This window comes from Kitasatospora sp. NPDC048715 (assembly GCF_043198905.1).
GTDB classification, from domain to species: domain Bacteria; phylum Actinomycetota; class Actinomycetes; order Streptomycetales; family Streptomycetaceae; genus Kitasatospora; species Kitasatospora lactacystinica.
This window is the reverse complement of the sequence record NZ_JBICVH010000021.1, coordinates 1-14,672: the sequence shown is the minus strand read 5'-3', so window position 1 is coordinate 14,672 and position 14,672 is coordinate 1. Positions and strand designations below refer to the sequence as shown.

Genomic DNA, 14,672 nt, shown 5'->3' with positions numbered 1-14,672 from the left:
GGTCCACGGCTGATGAACGCAATACCGGCAGTCGCCTCCGACATGCCAGAGCAGCGCAGCGAGGAGCCGGCGGACACCGGGCGCACCTGGCAGGAACGCGGCCGCCGGCTGGTGGTCCGCTACGGACCGGCCGTGTGGTGCTACGCGGTGCTGAAGCTGATCGGCTTCACCGTCTTCATGAAGCTGCTCTCCTTCGCCGGCGACTACGCCAAGAAGCCGGCCCGGTTCGGCGGCGGCGCCAACCCCTGGGACGTGCTGGCCACCTGGGACGGCTGGTGGTACCAGCAGGTGGCGCAGTTCGGCTACCACCCGGCGCTCGTACCGATCCCCAACGGTCCGATCGGCTACACCATCGAGCAGAACTCGGCCGCCTTCTTCCCGCTCTACCCGGGCCTGATGCGGATGGTCTCGGAGACCACCGGCCTCGGCCTGTACGGCGCCGGGATGCTCGTCTCGGTGGTGTCCTCGCTGTTCGCCGCGGCCGGCATCTACGCCGTCGTGGAGAAGCTCACCTCGGACGCGCGCTCGGGCGTGATCGCGGCCGGCATCTGGGCGATCGTCCCGGGGTCGGGAGCCGAGTGGGCCGTCTACTCGGACTCGCTGTTCGTCGCGCTGGCCGCCTGGGCCTGCTACTGCGTGATGACCAAGCAGTGGATCGCCGCCGGGGTGATCACCCTGGTCGCCGGGCTCAACCGGCCCACCTCCGCGGCCCTGATCGGTGCCGTCGGCCTGGCCGCGATCGTCGAGCTGTACCGCCGGGAGAGCGGCGTCCTGCGCCCGCTGACCGCGATGGTGCTGGCCCCGGTCGGCCTGCTCGGCTACGTCGGCTGGGTGGGCTGGCGGACGGGCGAGTGGGGCGGCTACTTCCGGATCCAGCAGGACGCCTGGATGCACTACTTCGACTGGGGCCAGGGCACCTGGCACGCGATCCGCGGGGTGATGCTGGGCCGCAGCGACTACCCCTACGGCTTCCCGGTGCCGGACCTCCTCGCCACCCTGATCGTGTTCAGCCTGCCGGTGCTGATCGTGCTGCTGGTCCGGCTGCGCCCGCCGCTGGTGCTGACCGCCTACACGCTGGCCACGATCGTCTCGGTGCTCGGCAGCCTCGGCATCTTCGGCAACGTCTCGCGCTACCTGATGCCCGTGTTCCCGCTGTTCATCGCGCTGGCGGTGGCGATGCGCAAGCTGAGCCTGCCGGTGCTGGCCACCGTCCTGGGGACCGGCGCGGTCGCCTCCGGCTGGTACGCCGGGTACGTCCTCTTCGAGCTCGGCGTGCCGTAGACCCGGACCACCCGAGCCCACGGGGGCGCGTCCGCCATGGACGCGCCCCCTGTGCGTTCCCGCCGGATTCCCCCGCTGCACCCCCTTGAGCCGACCGATCGTTCGGTTACTCTGTGACGTGTCCCGTCCTGCTTTTCGAGGCCCTCCGAGGAGCGCACAGATGTCCGCAGCGGTCACCCACCCCCTCGTCAGCGAGCTGGTCGAGCGCCACCAGGCCACCCTGGACGCCGCGCTCACCGCCGCCACCGAGCGCGACTACTGGTCGCCCTACCCCGAGTTCCCGAAGGCCTACGGCGAGAGCGGCCCGGCGGACGGCAAGGCCGCCTTCGACGCCCTGCTCGGCAAGCCCTTCGCCCTCGACGGCCACCCCACCGACGGCGACCAGGTCGGCGGCGAGGCCTCCCCGTACGGCGTCGAGCTGGGCATCACCTACCCGCACGCCGCCCCGGACGCGCTGATCGCCGCGCTCACCGCCGCCCGCCCCGGCTGGGCCGCCGCGACCCCGCTGGAGCGCGCCGCCGTCTGCCTGGAGATCCTGCACCGGATCAACGCCCGCTCCCACGAGTTCGCCCAGGCCGTCATGCACACCACCGGCCAGGCCTACGGCATGGCCTTCCAGGCCGGCGGCCCGCACGCCCAGGACCGCGGCCTGGAGGCCGTCGCCTACGCCTACGCCGAGCAGACCCGGCTGCCCCGGCAGGCCGGCTGGACCAAGCCGCAGGGCAAGCGCGACCCGCTGGTGATGACCAAGGAGTTCACCGTCGTCCCGCGCGGCCTCGCGCTGCTGATCGGCTGCAACACCTTCCCCACCTGGAACGGCTACCCGGGCCTGTTCGCCTCGCTGGCCACCGGCAACCCGGTGCTGGTCAAGCCGCACCCGCGGGCCGTGCTGCCGCTCGCGCTGACCGTGCGGATCGCCCGCGAGGTGCTCGCCGAGGCCGGCTTCGACGCCGATCTGGTCTGCCTGGCCGCCGAGCACGAGGGCGGCACCGTCGCCCAGGCGCTCGCCGTCCACCCGGCGATCAAGCTGATCGACTACACCGGCTCCACCGCCTTCGGCGACTGGCTGGAGGAGCACGCCAAGCAGGCGCAGGTGTACACCGAGAAGGCCGGCGTCAACGCGGTGGTGATCGACTCCACCGACGACTACAAGGGCATGCTGGGCAACCTGGCCTTCGCGCTCTCGCTCTACAGCGGCCAGATGTGCACCACCCCGCAGAACGTGCTGATCCCGCGCGGCGGCATCGCCACCGACCAGGGCGACAAGTCCTACGACCAGGTGGTCTCCGACCTGTCCGGCGCCATCGAGGGCCTGCTGTCCGACGACGCCCGCGCCGCGGCGATCCTCGGCGCCGTGGTCAACCCCGGGGTGCTCCAGCGCTCGGCCGCCGCGGCCGGCGGCGAGTACGGCGAACTCGCCCTCGCCCCGCGCGCGGTGACCTCGCCGGACTTCCCCGGCGCGACCGTCCGCACCCCCGCGCTGGTCAAGCTGGACGCCGACAAGCCGGACGACCGCGCGGTCTTCCGCAGCGAGTGCTTCGGCCCGGTCTCCTTCGCCGTCGCCGTCGAATCCACCGCCGCCGCCGTCGAGTTGCTGCGCACCACGGTCCGCGAGAAGGGCGCCATGACCGCCTCCGGCTACACCACCTCGCCCGCGGTGGAGGCGCTGCTGGTCGAGGCCGCGCTGGACTCCGGCGTCTCGCTCTCGCTCAACCTCACCGGCGGGGTCTACCCCAACCAGACCGCAGCCTTCTCCGACCTGCACGGCACCGGCGCCAACCCGGCCGCCAACGCGGCCTACTGCGACGGCGCGTTCGTCGCCAACCGGTTCCGCACGGTGGAGATCCGCCGGCACGCCTGAGCCGTCCGACCCGTACCCGGATCCCGGCGGTCACCCGCCGCCGGGACCCGGCGGTTCACAGCCCCGACGGCGCCCGCGATGATGGAGGCTGGGAGAACGCCGGGAACGGCGTCCGACCGCCCTCCGAGGAACGGGAGCTGAATACATGGCCGTGAAGCCGACGACCGAAACCGACGTCCTGATCGTCGGTGCCGGACCGACCGGACTGCTGCTGGCCGGCGACCTCGCCGCCGCCGGGGTCGGCGTCACGGTGCTGGAGAAGCGGGCCACCGAGTCCAACCTCACCCGAGCCTTCGCCGTGCACGCCCGCAGCCTGGAGCTGCTGGACGCCCGGGGCCTGGCCGAGGAGCTGATCGCCACCGGCCGTCCGCTCGCCGAACTGAGGATGTTCGACCGCTTCGGCGTCGACCTCGGCTCGCTGCCCACCCGCTTCCCGTTCGTCCTGATCACCCCGCAGTACAACGTCGAGCGGGTGCTGCTGGAGCGCGCGGAGCACGCCGGCGCGACCGTGCTGCGCGGCGCCGAGGTCACCGGGCTGCACCAGGACGCCGAGGGCGTGACGCTGGAGACCCGGGACGGGCACAGCCACCGCGCCGCGTACGCGGTCGCCACCGACGGCGTCCACTCCACCGTCCGCGACCTGCTGGGCATCCCGTTCCCCGGGGAGTCCGTGGTCGACTCGGTGGTGCTGGCCGACGTCCGGCTGGACCGCGAGCCCGCCCAGGCGATCACCGTCGGCGCCAACCAGGCCGGCTTCGCCTTCATCGCCCCGTTCGGCGACGGCTGGTTCCGGATCATCGCCTGGGACCGCGAGGAGCGGTACCCGGACGGCACCACCCCCACCACCGAGCAGCTCACCGACCTCACCCGGGCCATCCTCGGCGAGGACCACGGCCTGCACGAGGTGCGCTGGAGCTCCACCTTCCACAGCGACGAGCGACAGGCCCCCAACTACCGCTCCGGCCGGGTCTTCCTGGCCGGCGACGCCGCGCACTGCCACTCCCCGGCCGGCGGCCAGGGCATGAACACCGGCCTCCAGGACGCCGCCAACCTGTCCTGGAAGCTCGCCGCCGCGCTCCGGGGCCACGCCACCGACGCCCTGCTGGACACCTACCAGACCGAGCGGCACCCGGTCGGCCGGACGGTGCTGCGCACCTCCGGCGCGCTGATCCGGCTGGCGCTCGCCGAGTCCGCCCCCACCCGCGCCCTGCGCGGGGCGCTGACCGCGCTGGGCGGCCACCTCGACCCGGTCACCGAGCGCGGCGCCAGGCTGGTCTCCGGCATCGGCATCTCCTACCCCGCCCCCAAGGACGCCCACCCGCAGGTCGGCAAGCGCGTCCCGGACCTGCGGCTGACCGCCCTGAGCAAGCCCGTCGAGGGCGCCCCCGCCGCCCCGGAGCGGCTCTACGAGGCGCTGCGCGCCGGGAAGTTCGTCCTGGTCAGCAATGACGAGCTGGCCGCCGCCGAGCCCTGGACCGACCGCGTGGTCTGCGCCGCCCCCGCCGACCCGCACGGCAAGCTGCGCGACACCGTCCTGCTGATCCGCCCGGACGGCTACGTCGCCTGGGGCGCCGTCGACCCCGGCCAGGGCGAGCTCCGCACCGCCCTCACCGACTGGCTGGGCAGCCCGGCCTGACCGTCCCGCGGGCGGGCGCGCGCCGAGTCGCGCGTCCGCCCGCACTGCTCCGGCCCGCCCGCCGACCCGCCGGTCAGTCCGTCAGCCCGCAGGCCCGTCAGCCCCGGGCCTTCACATAGTGCCGCGCCGCCTTCGCCCGGTTCCCGCACACCGCCATCCGGCACCACCGCCGGCGGCCGTTCTGCGAGGCGTCGAAGAAGTGCAGGATGCACGCCTCGTGCGCGCACTGCCTGATCCGGTGGGCCCCCTCGCCGAGCAGCGCGAGGAAGCCGTCCGCCGCCAGCCAGGGCGCCAGCCACTGCGGCCCGTCGGCCTCGATCCGGTCCTCGGCCCCGCCCGGTGCCGCCGTGCGCCGGATCCGTCCGCGCGCCAGCACCGCGTCCAGTCCGTCCCGCGCCGCGGCGCCCAACTCGCCTTGCTCGCGGGCGTCCCGGGCGGCCGACAGGATCGCCTCGCGGGTCTGCCGGATCGCTGCCAGGCCCGCCTCGTCGGCCGCGCAGCGTCCGCCCAGCCCGGCGGAGGAGAGCCAGATCGCGTACCCCTCGACGTCGGTGAGCAGGTCGTTGACGGGCGTTCCGGCCCAGCGGGTGTTGAGCAGGTCGAGCGCGAGCGGCTCGCCGATCAGCGGTCGCGGGTCCCTCGGGTCGGGCTGCGCATCGGTCATGGCTCTCCCTCGGCTCGGTCCGATTCTACGTCCGCCCCCCTCGGCCGAACCGGGCCGGACCGGCCCCGGAATCCCATCCATTCACTGTATGGAACCGCCGAGTTTCCCACTCTCCACAGTTGACTGTTTTTTAGCAACGAATTGCCCGGCCATGAGCCAATTCGCACACGGGTTCTGTCATGTTCGAGCCAGCGTTCTCGACCCCCTGAACGCCTGGCCCCTTGCCGGCCCCCACAGCCGGCCAGAGGAGGATCCGTTGCGTCCCCGCTCCCTTGCCCTCGCCGCGGCGATAGCCGTGCTGCCGCTGACCGCCGTCTCGCTCGGTGTCTCCACCGCGCAGGCCGCCACGCCCAACGCCACCCCGCGCGTCGCCCTGCCGAACACCGTGAACCCCGCGGTGGCCCACTCGGAGAAGAAGGGTGACGTTCCGGCCGCGCAGCAGATCGCGGTGTCCGTCAGCCTGAAGCTGCGCGACAGCGACGCCCTGGACCGCTTCCTCACCGCCGTCGCCACCCCGGGCACCCCGGAGTACGGCCACTACCTGACGCCGGAGCAGTTCACCGCGCGGTTCGGCCCGACCCAGGCCGCCGTCGACCAGGTCAGGACGTACCTGGCCCAGCAGGGCCTGACCGTCGGCGAGGTGAGCGCCAACCGCCAGGTGGTCAACGCCCACGGCACCGCCGCCCAGGTCTCCCAGGCCTTCGGCACCCACGAGAGCTCGTACCTGGACCCGCAGCTGCAGCGCGCCTTCTTCGCCAACGACGCCGCGGCCTCGATCCCCTCCGACCTGGCCGCCGTGGTCCAGGGCATCAGCGGCCTGGACAACCACGCGGTGCGCAAGAACCGCATCGCCACGCCGAACGCGGTCACCCCGAACGCGGCGACCGCCACCCCGAGCGGCATGGCCCCGACCCAGTACACCGGCGCGTACAACCTCAACAGGACCGGCGCGGACGGCACCGGCACCACGGTCGCGCTGTGGGAGTTCGACGGCTACAGCAAGACCAACCTGACCACCTACGACTCCCAGTACGGCCTGTCCGGCCCGGCCGTCTCCACCGTCTCGGTGGACGGCGCCAACTACGACTCCGCCCCCGGCCAGGGCCAGGGCGAGGTCGAGCTGGACAGCGAGATCGTCCGCGGCGCGGCGCCCAAGGCCACCCAGCTGGTCTACGAGGCGCCCAACAGCGACCAGGGCGAGATCGACATGGCCAACAAGATCGTGACCGACAACAAGGTCTCGGTGGTCTCGATCTCCTGGGGCTCCTGCGAGCCGGACACCACCGCCGCCTCGATGACCGCGGTCGACAACGCCTTCAAGCAGGCCGCCGCCCAGGGCATCTCGATCTTCTCCGCCTCCGGCGACGACGGCTCCCGCGACTGCACCCGCTCCACCAGCGGCTCCTCCGTCAAGGCGGTCGACTTCCCGGCCTCCAGCCCGCACCAGACCGGCGTCGGCGGCACCAACCTCAAGGTCTCCAGCGGCAACGCCTACTCCTCGGAGAGCGCCTGGAGCACCGCCGGCGGCGGCGTCTCCACCGTGTTCGCCAAGCCGAGCTGGCAGACCGGCACCGGTGTCAGCGGCACCATGCGCACCGTCCCGGACGTCTCCTCCAACGCCGACCCGGCCAGCGGCTTCGCGATCTACACCGCCGGCAGCTGGCAGGTCTACGGCGGCACCAGCGCCGCCGCGCCGCTCTGGTCCGGCTACGCGGCCCAGTTCAACCAGAAGGCCAAGACCGCCGGGCAGCCGGTCCTGGGCGAGGCGAGCCCGCGGCTGTACTCGGTCGCGAACAGCAGCGCCTACGGCAGCACCTTCCACGACGTGACCACCGGCGCCAACCAGGACTTCTCCGCGAAGGCCGGCTACGACCAGGTCACCGGCTGGGGCTCCCCGGTCGCCGACGCGCTGACCACCGCCCTGCTCGGCGGCGGCACCACCCCGCCGTCCGGCGGCTGCACCGCCGCCCAGCTCGTCACCAACGGCGGCTTCGAGACCGGCACCGCCTCCCCCTGGACCACCTCCAGCGGCGTGGTCGACAACAGCTCCTCCCAGGCGGCCCACTCGGGCAGCTGGAAGGCCTGGATGAACGGCTACGGCTCGGCCCACACCGACACCATGTCGCAGACCGTCTCGATCCCGGCCGGCTGCGCCTCCGCCAAGCTGACCTTCTGGCTGCACATCGACACCGCGGAGACCGGCACCACCGCGTACGACAAGCTGACCGTCCAGGCCAACAGCACCACGCTGGCGACCTACTCCAACGCGAACGCCGCCGCGGGCTACGTCCAGCGCACCCTGGACCTGACCTCCTTCGCCGGCCAGACCGTGACCATCAAGTTCACCGGCACCGAGGACTCGTCGCAGCAGACCAGCTTCGTGATCGACGACGTCGCGCTGAACGTGAGCTGATCACCGACCGGTAGCACCACCGAACCCCCGCCGGGGCGGAGCCGTCATGGCCCGCCCCGGCGGTGTCCGTCCGGGCCCGCCCACGGCGGTGTGCGGGCCCAGGTCGGCGGCTCGTGTTTCCGGACTGTTTCAAGATCGCTAACCCTTCGGTCCACCTGCCGTGACCACTGTCATACGCACGACTGATGACGTAGCCTCTCGACCGTGCATAGGGTTCCCCAAAGCTCGGTGAAGCCGCTGGCGGCGCGCCCCGGCGCCGGCCCGGTCCCGCCGAACTCACCTGGTGGGGAGGGTCACCGCATGGCCGCACAGCAACCACAGGACGCCGCGCGACTGCGGCTGGTCGGGTCGCACACGGAGCGCCCCGGACCGGCTCCCGCCGGCGCCCCCGCACCAACGCCCGGCCGGCTCGCCCCGGTCGGCGGCTTCGCGGACACCCTGCACCTGGCCATCGAGGCCAGCGGCCTCAGCCTGGACCGCATCCGCGCCGCCCTCGCCGGACGGGGTGTCAGGGTCAGTGTCACGACCCTGAGTTACTGGCGGCGCGGCCGCAGCCAGCCCGAACGGGCCAGCTCGCTGCGCGCCGTCCACCTGCTGGAGGAACTGCTCGGTCTGCCGCACAGCGCGCTCTCCTCCCTGCTCGGCCCGCCGCGCCCGCGCGGCCGCTGGGCCGCCGCGGCCAACACCTGCCACCTCGGACTGGAGGACGTCTGGCCGGGCGAGCAGGAGATCGCCAACATCTTCGCCGAGCTGAACGCCCCGCCGGCCGGCGAGCTGGAGCGGCTGAGCATCCACGACTCCTACTACGTGGACGCCGAGCGGCGCGGCAACCTGCTGCGGATGCGCCAGGTGGTGCGCGCCACGGTCGGCGGCGTCGGCCGCTGCCTGGTGGTGCACATGGCCGACGAGGAGGCGGCCGGCTGTCCGGAGATCACCTCGGTGCGGCACGGCCGGCTGGGCCGGGTGCGCCGCCGCCCCGAGGCCGGGCTGATCGTCGCCGAGCTGATGCTGGACCGCCCGCTCGGCCTCGGCGACAGCACGGTCTTCGAGTACGAGGTGGAGATCCCGCCCGGCGGCCCGACCATGGAGTACAGCCGCCGCTTCGCCAGCCCGGTGCGCGAGTACGTGCTCCAGGTGCACTTCGACCCGGCGGCCGTCCCCGCGCACTGCGAGCGCTACGACCGCGAGCCCGGCGCCGACGTCGACCACCGCCGCGAACAGCTGTGGATCGGTGCCTCGGCGAGCGCCCACGTCCTGGCCCCGGACCAGCAGCCGGGCCACATCGGCATCCGCTGGGAGTGGGCCTAGCCAGGGGCCGGGCCTCCCTCCTTCCGAGCCCCGTCGGGACCGTCAGGCCCGGCGGGGCTTTCGCGCGCCCGCCGCAAAACCTAACCGTTCCACCGCCGTTCACTGGTTGACGCTGCATCACCTAACTCCTACTCTCATGAGTACCGGTTAGGCAGCAGCCTCGCCGGACCCCGAAGCCTCCGGGAGTGACCAGGCATGTCCGCCACCACCCAGCTCCGCACCCTGCAGACCGGCCACGTGGGACTGAACGTCACCGACCTGGCCCGCTCGCTCGACTTCTACCGCGCCGTGTTCGGCCTGGAGGTCACCGCCGAAGGCACCGACCCCGAACGCCGCTACGCCCTGCTCGGCCGCGACGGCCGCCTGGTGGTGACGCTCTGGCAGCAGAGCGCGGGCACCTTCGCCACCACCGGCCCCGGCCTGCACCACCTCTCCTTCGAGGTCGAGAGCCTCGACGAGGTCCGCGCCACCGAACGGCTGCTGCGCGGGCTCGGCGCGGAGTTCGCCTACGACGGCGTCGTCCCGCACAGCGAGGGCTCGTCCTCCGGCGGCATCTTCTTCACCGACCCGGACGGCATCCGGCTGGAGGTCTACACCCGCACCGGCGTGGACGGCACCGAGGCCGAAGCCCCCACCGCCGATGCCCCGACCTGCGGCTTCTTCTAGAACGCGCCCCGACCACCGCCAGGGAGCCGACCATGACCACCAGCACGCCGTACCACCCCGGCGAGCGGACCGTCCAGGCCCGGGCCGACCGGACCGGACGGGCCGACCACGCCGGCCGGTCGATCCGCCGCACCGTCCCGACGGTCGCCGCCCGCTTCCTGACCGAGCGCCGGATGCTGGTCGTCGGCGCCGCCGACCGGGACGGCCGGGTCTGGGCCACCCAGCTGGCCGGCCCGGCCGGCTTCCTCTCCGCCCCGGACGAACACACCCTGGCCGTCGCCGCCCTCCCGGCCGGGGCCGACCCGCTGGCCGGGGCCCTGGACCGCCCGGCGCGGGTCGGCACCATCGCACTGGACCCGGCCGGCCGGCGCCGGATGCGGCTCAACGGGCGTTCCGTCCCGGACGGCCGGGGCGGGCTGCTGGTGCACGCCGAGGAGGTGGTCGCCAACTGCCCGAAGTACATCCAGCGCCGCACCCCGACGGACCGCCCGGCCGCCGGCCCGCCCCGCACGGTCGCCACCGGTCCGGCGCTGACCACCGCGCAGCGCCTGGCGGCGGCCACCGCGGACACCTTCTTCATCGCCAGCACCGGCCCGGACGGCAGCGTGGACGCCTCCCACCGCGGCGGCCTCCCCGGCTTCCTGCGACCGGTGGCACCGGACCGGCTGCGCTGGCCGGAGTACCCGGGCAACAGCATGTTCCTGACGCTCGGGAACCTGGAGCTGGACCCGCGCGCCGGCCTGCTGCTGCCCGACTGGGAGACCGGCGGGGCGCTGCTGGTGACCGGCGAGGCCCGCGCCGACTGGTCCGAGGAGGCCCGGCAGGGCGTCCCGGGCGCCGAACGGATGGTCGAACTGACCGTCACCGGCGTCGTCGAACTGGTCGACGCCACCCCGCTGACCTGGAGCGACCCCGAGTACTCGGCCGCCATCCCGCGCTGACCGCGCCTCACCTCCCCTGGGCCCTCCCGCCGATCGACGCAACGCTCGGGAGCCGAACGGGTCTCACCCGTTCGGCCTAACCCACCGTGACTCATCCCGCCCGCTTTGGGACTTTGGTCCGGATAACACGCGGAATAGTCCGGGAAAGAGGCGGAGCATGACCCTGACCGACCCCCTGTCCCCGCTCATCGAGTTCGACGACGTCGAACCGGCGGAGGACTGCATATGCGGGGGCTGCAACGCCCGCCGACGCGCACGGCTGCACGCCGCGCCGGTCCACGAGGGCGGCCACGCCGCCGCCCGCAGCGTCCGCCGCCGGGCCGCCGTCCTGATGGCCGCCGTGGGCACCGCGATAGGCGGCGGAACGGCCGCCGCCGGCTCCGCCACCGCGGCCCCCGCGCCCGGCCCCACCCCGGGCGGCAGCAGCAGCGCCCGGTCACAGACCCCCCAGGGCGAGGTCAGCGGCCTCTACGGCCAGGCCCCCGGCGCCCGCGCCTTCGCCGCCCCGCGCACCGCCGCGGCGCCGCTCACCCGGGCCCAGATCATCCAGCGCGCCCAGACCTGGGTCGACCAGGGCGTGCCGTACAGCATGAGCCGCTACTGGTCGGACGGCTACCGCCAGGACTGCTCCGGCTTCGTCTCGATGGCCTGGGGCCTGGGCAGCAGTCAGACCACCTGGACACTGCCCGACTTCGCGGAGCGGATCGGCAAGAACGACCTCCAGCCCGGCGACGTCCTCATCTACAACAACCCGGCCAACCCCCAGGCCGGCTCGCACGTGACGATCTTCGGCGGCTGGACCGACTCCTCCCGCACCAAGTACGTCGCCTACGAGCAGACCGGCCCCGCCACCAAGAAGCGCTCCACCCCGTACGCGTACTGGAACAACTCCGGCGGCTACGTCCCGTACCGCTACACCGGCCTGTCCGCCGGCGGCAACGGCGGCGGCGGCACCTCCTCGACCGCCTTCCCCGGCACCGCCAAGTTCGGCCCCGGCGCCAACAACGCGTACGTCACCGAGCTCGGCCAACTGCTGGTGCGGCGCGGCGGCGCCGCGTTCTACTCCGAGGGCCCCGGCCCGCGCTGGGGCGAGGCCGACCGCCGCGCCGTCCAGGCCTTCCAGCAGGCCCAGGGCTGGCGCGGCAACGAGGCCGACGGCATCCCCGGCAAGGACACCTGGGACTACCTGGTCAACGGCAAGGGCCGCGACATCGGCGGCGGGAGCGGCACCCCGCTGCCGCCCCCGCCGCCCACCACCGGCGGCTCGGCCTTCCCCGGTGCGCGGTACTTCGGCCCCGGCCAGAACAACGACCACGTCCGTCTGCTCGGCGAACAGCTGGTCCGCAAGGGCTTCGGCGGCTCGTACGGCGTCGGCCCCGGCCCGCGCTGGACGGAGAGCGACCGCCGCGCCGTCCAGGCCTTCCAGCAGGCCCAGGGCTGGCGCGGCAGCGAGGCCGACGGCTACCCGGGCCCCGACACCTGGCGCCGGCTCTTCTCCTGACGGCCCCGCCGGGGCGCGGTGCCCACCCGGGCACCGCGCCTCAGCGCCGCCCCGACATCCAGTGGAAGAGGCCCATCCCGACGCTGGTCGCCAGGTTGAAGCTGGACACCCCCGGCTGCATCGGCACCGCCACCAGGTGGTCGGCGCGCGCCTTGAGCTCCTCCGACACGCCGTGCCGCTCGGTGCCGAAGACCAGCAGCGCCTCGTCGGGGAACGGCACGTCCCGGATGTCCGCCCCCTCCGGATCCAGCACGTACAGGGGCCCGTCCGGCAGTTGCTCCGGATCCAAGCGCTCGACCGCGGTCGCGAAGTGCAGTCCCGCGCTGCCCCGCAGCACGTTCGGGTGCCACGGATCCAGGTCCCCGGTGGTCACCACCCCGGTGGCACCGAACCCCGCCGCCAGCCGGATCACCGCCCCGACGTTCCCCAGGTTGCGCGGATTCTCCAGCACCACCACCGGCGCCGCCCGCGGCCGACGGGCCAGCACCGCCCGGTTCGCCCGCGCACCGGGCCGCACCGCCGAAGCGGCCACCCCGGTCGGGTGCAACCGCGGCACCAGCCCCCGCAGCACGGCCTCCGGCACCTCCACCGCGAGCCCCTCCAGTGCCGGCACGACATCCGGCGCCAGCTCACCCGCCAACAGCAGCAGAGCCGCCCGGTCGGCGGTCAGCACCCGCCGCACCTCGCCGCCGAACCGCAGCGCGTGCTTCAGCGCGTGGAACCCGTCCAGCAGCACCGCCCCCGGCTCCCGCTCGCCCGCCCGCCAGGCCCGCACCAGCTCGTCCTCGTCCATGGCGGTCACTCTGTCACCCGCCCCGGAACCGGCTCACCGGGCCGCCCGGCCGCGGCGATCACCTCGTCGAAGCCCAACGCCCGCCCCGGCGGTCCGTCCGGTTCGCCGGCCAACCCGGCCAGCGCGAGGTCCAGGTGCCGGTGGACCAGGGAGCCGTCCGCGTCCAGCGCCGCCAGCGCCCCCGGCAGCGGACGGGACACCCGGACGCAGAGCAGCACCAGGTCCCCCATCCCCACGCCGGGGCGCAGCCGCCCGGCCTCCCGCGCGGCCCGCAGCAGCCCCTCGACCGCCACGACGGTGCCCCGGCGAACCGCCACCAGCTCCTCGTCCACCACCAGGTGCTCCAACAGCACCACGATCGCCGCCCCCATCCGCAGATCGGCGGCGGCGTGCACGAAGCGGCGCAGCGCCAGGTACGGATCCGGCTCGGCCGCCCGCGCCTGCTCGGCGGCCTCGGTGAGCCGGGCCAGCAGGTCGGTGACCAGCTCGCGGACCAGCGCCTCCCGGTCGGGGAACCGCCGGTAGAGCGTGCCCGGGCCGACCCCGGCCCGCCGCACCACCGCGTCCAACGGGGCGTCCGGGCCCCGCTCCAGGAACACCTCGCAGGCGGCGTCCAGGATCCTGCGCCGGCTGCGCTCCGCGTCGGCCCTCATCCACAACTCCCTAACCGGAGAAAATCTCTCCCCCTATGCTAGCGTCACCAGAAGCGGAGAAAATTCCTCCGCCTTCTCGCCCTCTTCAAGGAGCGACGCCATGCAGCCCGGCCTCACCATCCGCACCGAGATCGACGGCACCCCCCACCCCCGGGAGGCCGTCCTCGCCTGGGAACTCGACCGCGCCCGCGCCGCCCTGCGCCTGCTCAAGCAGCGCCTCGGCGACGACCGGACGCGCGAACTGCTCACCCCCGACACCACCGCCGCCGACACCGCCCTGGCCGGCTGGGCCCGGGCCTCCGCCGGCCGCCGGCGCACCGCCGTCACCGAACTCACCGCCACCGGCATCGACGCCGACGCCTTCCTCACCTGGTGGCAGGCCCGCCTGCAGGACGGCGACCGTGCCGCCCTGCTCGCCGCCAACCCCGAGCACTACCTCGCCGACTCCACCGGCGAGCAGGTCGAGATCATCGAAACCATCGGCACCGGCCCGGCCCGCTTCTTCCTCCACTTCCACCACGACCTCCCCGGCGACGACACCTTCCCGGTCCGCATCGGCGGCACCGGCACCCTCGCCGACGGCACCGAGGTCCTCCACGTCCTCCACGAATTCGCCGACACCCCCGACGGCCTGCGCATCCGCCTCACCGTCCAGTTCCCGGAAGCCGCCCCCGACCTCCTCCCCACCGGCCACCAGTGGCACTTCGCCTGCGAGTTCACCAACTGGCTCCAAGCCGCCCACGCCGCCTGACCCCAACACCCCACCCCACCGAGAGGAGCACCCCCACCCCCCACCGCGAAAGGCGTCCCACCACCCCCACCGAGAGGAGCACCCCCACACCGCGATCGGGCCCCTCCCTCCCCCGCGAGAGGGACGCGCTGCGGAAGGGGGCGGCGCAGGGGGTGGGTGCGGAAAGGGGCGTGACGGGTGATTTTCAGACTGCCAACGACGCCC

The 14,672-nt window shown here is 73.8% G+C and carries 12 protein-coding genes; 9 read left to right on the top strand and 3 right to left on the bottom strand.

The features are described 5' to 3' along the window. The first annotated feature begins 42 nt into the window (after nt 1-42). The 3 genes from ACGFSC_RS33640 to ACGFSC_RS33630 all read left to right on the top strand — a co-directional run bounded on the left by ACGFSC_RS33640 (nt 43) and on the right by ACGFSC_RS33630 (nt 4,778). Complete coding sequence (locus tag ACGFSC_RS33640; RefSeq protein ID WP_359905210.1) at nt 43-1,281, top strand: hypothetical protein; 1,239 nt, start codon at nt 43-45, stop codon at nt 1,279-1,281. Nucleotides 1,282-1,441: 160 nt separating this feature from the next. Further along, nucleotides 1,442-3,142 (top strand): phenylacetic acid degradation protein PaaN, encoded by a 1,701-nt coding sequence (paaN, locus tag ACGFSC_RS33635; protein ID WP_359905213.1) that lies wholly within the window; start codon nt 1,442-1,444, stop codon nt 3,140-3,142. 145 nt (nt 3,143-3,287) lie between these two features. Further along, complete coding sequence (locus tag ACGFSC_RS33630) at nt 3,288-4,778, top strand: FAD-dependent monooxygenase (protein ID WP_359905216.1); 1,491 nt, start codon at nt 3,288-3,290, stop codon at nt 4,776-4,778. A gap of 97 nt (nt 4,779-4,875) precedes the next feature. Here ACGFSC_RS33630 and ACGFSC_RS33625 read toward each other — a convergent pair whose 3' ends face one another. Next, nucleotides 4,876-5,442: a CGNR zinc finger domain-containing protein gene (locus ACGFSC_RS33625; RefSeq protein ID WP_359905219.1), complete on the bottom strand. Its 567-nt coding sequence runs from the start codon at nt 5,440-5,442 to the stop codon at nt 4,876-4,878. A gap of 256 nt (nt 5,443-5,698) precedes the next feature. On the opposite strand from ACGFSC_RS33625, the gene ACGFSC_RS33620 reads away from it, so the two are divergent. From ACGFSC_RS33620 to ACGFSC_RS33600, 5 genes are all read left to right on the top strand, one after another. Continuing rightward, on the top strand, nt 5,699-7,855 hold the full coding sequence (locus ACGFSC_RS33620) for a protease pro-enzyme activation domain-containing protein (protein WP_359905222.1): 2,157 nt from the start codon (nt 5,699-5,701) through the stop codon (nt 7,853-7,855). 300 nt (nt 7,856-8,155) lie between these two features. After that, entirely contained in the window at nt 8,156-9,163 is a 1,008-nt protein-coding gene (locus tag ACGFSC_RS33615; RefSeq protein ID WP_359905225.1) for an XRE family transcriptional regulator, read from the top strand. 195 nt (nt 9,164-9,358) lie between these two features. After that, on the top strand, nt 9,359-9,829 hold the full coding sequence (locus tag ACGFSC_RS33610) for a VOC family protein (protein ID WP_359905227.1): 471 nt from the start codon (nt 9,359-9,361) through the stop codon (nt 9,827-9,829). Nucleotides 9,830-9,861: 32 nt separating this feature from the next. Continuing rightward, nucleotides 9,862-10,770 (top strand): pyridoxamine 5'-phosphate oxidase family protein, encoded by a 909-nt coding sequence (locus ACGFSC_RS33605; RefSeq protein WP_359905230.1) that lies wholly within the window; start codon nt 9,862-9,864, stop codon nt 10,768-10,770. 157 nt (nt 10,771-10,927) lie between these two features. Beyond that, nucleotides 10,928-12,271 (top strand): peptidoglycan-binding protein, encoded by a 1,344-nt coding sequence (locus ACGFSC_RS33600; protein ID WP_359905233.1) that lies wholly within the window; start codon nt 10,928-10,930, stop codon nt 12,269-12,271. A gap of 40 nt (nt 12,272-12,311) precedes the next feature. Here ACGFSC_RS33600 and ACGFSC_RS33595 read toward each other — a convergent pair whose 3' ends face one another. Together ACGFSC_RS33595 and ACGFSC_RS33590 are read right to left on the bottom strand one after the other, a co-directional pair. Further along, entirely contained in the window at nt 12,312-13,064 is a 753-nt protein-coding gene (locus ACGFSC_RS33595) for an RNA methyltransferase (RefSeq protein WP_359905236.1), read from the bottom strand. 5 nt (nt 13,065-13,069) lie between these two features. Beyond that, entirely contained in the window at nt 13,070-13,717 is a 648-nt protein-coding gene (locus ACGFSC_RS33590; protein ID WP_359905239.1) for a helix-turn-helix domain-containing protein, read from the bottom strand. 100 nt (nt 13,718-13,817) lie between these two features. Here ACGFSC_RS33590 and ACGFSC_RS33585 point away from each other — a divergent pair, with 100 nt between their 5' ends. Continuing rightward, nucleotides 13,818-14,468 (top strand): hypothetical protein, encoded by a 651-nt coding sequence (locus tag ACGFSC_RS33585; RefSeq protein WP_359905242.1) that lies wholly within the window; start codon nt 13,818-13,820, stop codon nt 14,466-14,468. The last annotated feature ends 204 nt before the right edge of the window (nt 14,469-14,672 follow it).

Bases quoted from the DNA above. Each gene is read 5' to 3' on its own strand.
- ACGFSC_RS33640 (WP_359905210.1), top strand. From the start codon at position 43: ATGCCAGAGCAGCGCAGCGAGGAGCCGGCGGACACCGGGCGCACCTGG.
- paaN (WP_359905213.1), top strand. From the start codon at position 1,442: ATGTCCGCAGCGGTCACCCACCCCCTCGTCAGCGAGCTGGTCGAGCGC.
- ACGFSC_RS33630 (WP_359905216.1), top strand. From the start codon at position 3,288: ATGGCCGTGAAGCCGACGACCGAAACCGACGTCCTGATCGTCGGTGCC.
- ACGFSC_RS33625 (WP_359905219.1), bottom strand. From the start codon at position 5,442: ATGACCGATGCGCAGCCCGACCCGAGGGACCCGCGACCGCTGATCGGC.
- ACGFSC_RS33615 (WP_359905225.1), top strand. From the start codon at position 8,156: ATGGCCGCACAGCAACCACAGGACGCCGCGCGACTGCGGCTGGTCGGG.
- ACGFSC_RS33610 (WP_359905227.1), top strand. From the start codon at position 9,359: ATGTCCGCCACCACCCAGCTCCGCACCCTGCAGACCGGCCACGTGGGA.
- ACGFSC_RS33605 (WP_359905230.1), top strand. From the start codon at position 9,862: ATGACCACCAGCACGCCGTACCACCCCGGCGAGCGGACCGTCCAGGCC.
- ACGFSC_RS33600 (WP_359905233.1), top strand. From the start codon at position 10,928: ATGACCCTGACCGACCCCCTGTCCCCGCTCATCGAGTTCGACGACGTC.
- ACGFSC_RS33595 (WP_359905236.1), bottom strand. From the start codon at position 13,064: ATGGACGAGGACGAGCTGGTGCGGGCCTGGCGGGCGGGCGAGCGGGAG.
- ACGFSC_RS33590 (WP_359905239.1), bottom strand. From the start codon at position 13,717: ATGAGGGCCGACGCGGAGCGCAGCCGGCGCAGGATCCTGGACGCCGCC.
- ACGFSC_RS33585 (WP_359905242.1), top strand. From the start codon at position 13,818: ATGCAGCCCGGCCTCACCATCCGCACCGAGATCGACGGCACCCCCCAC.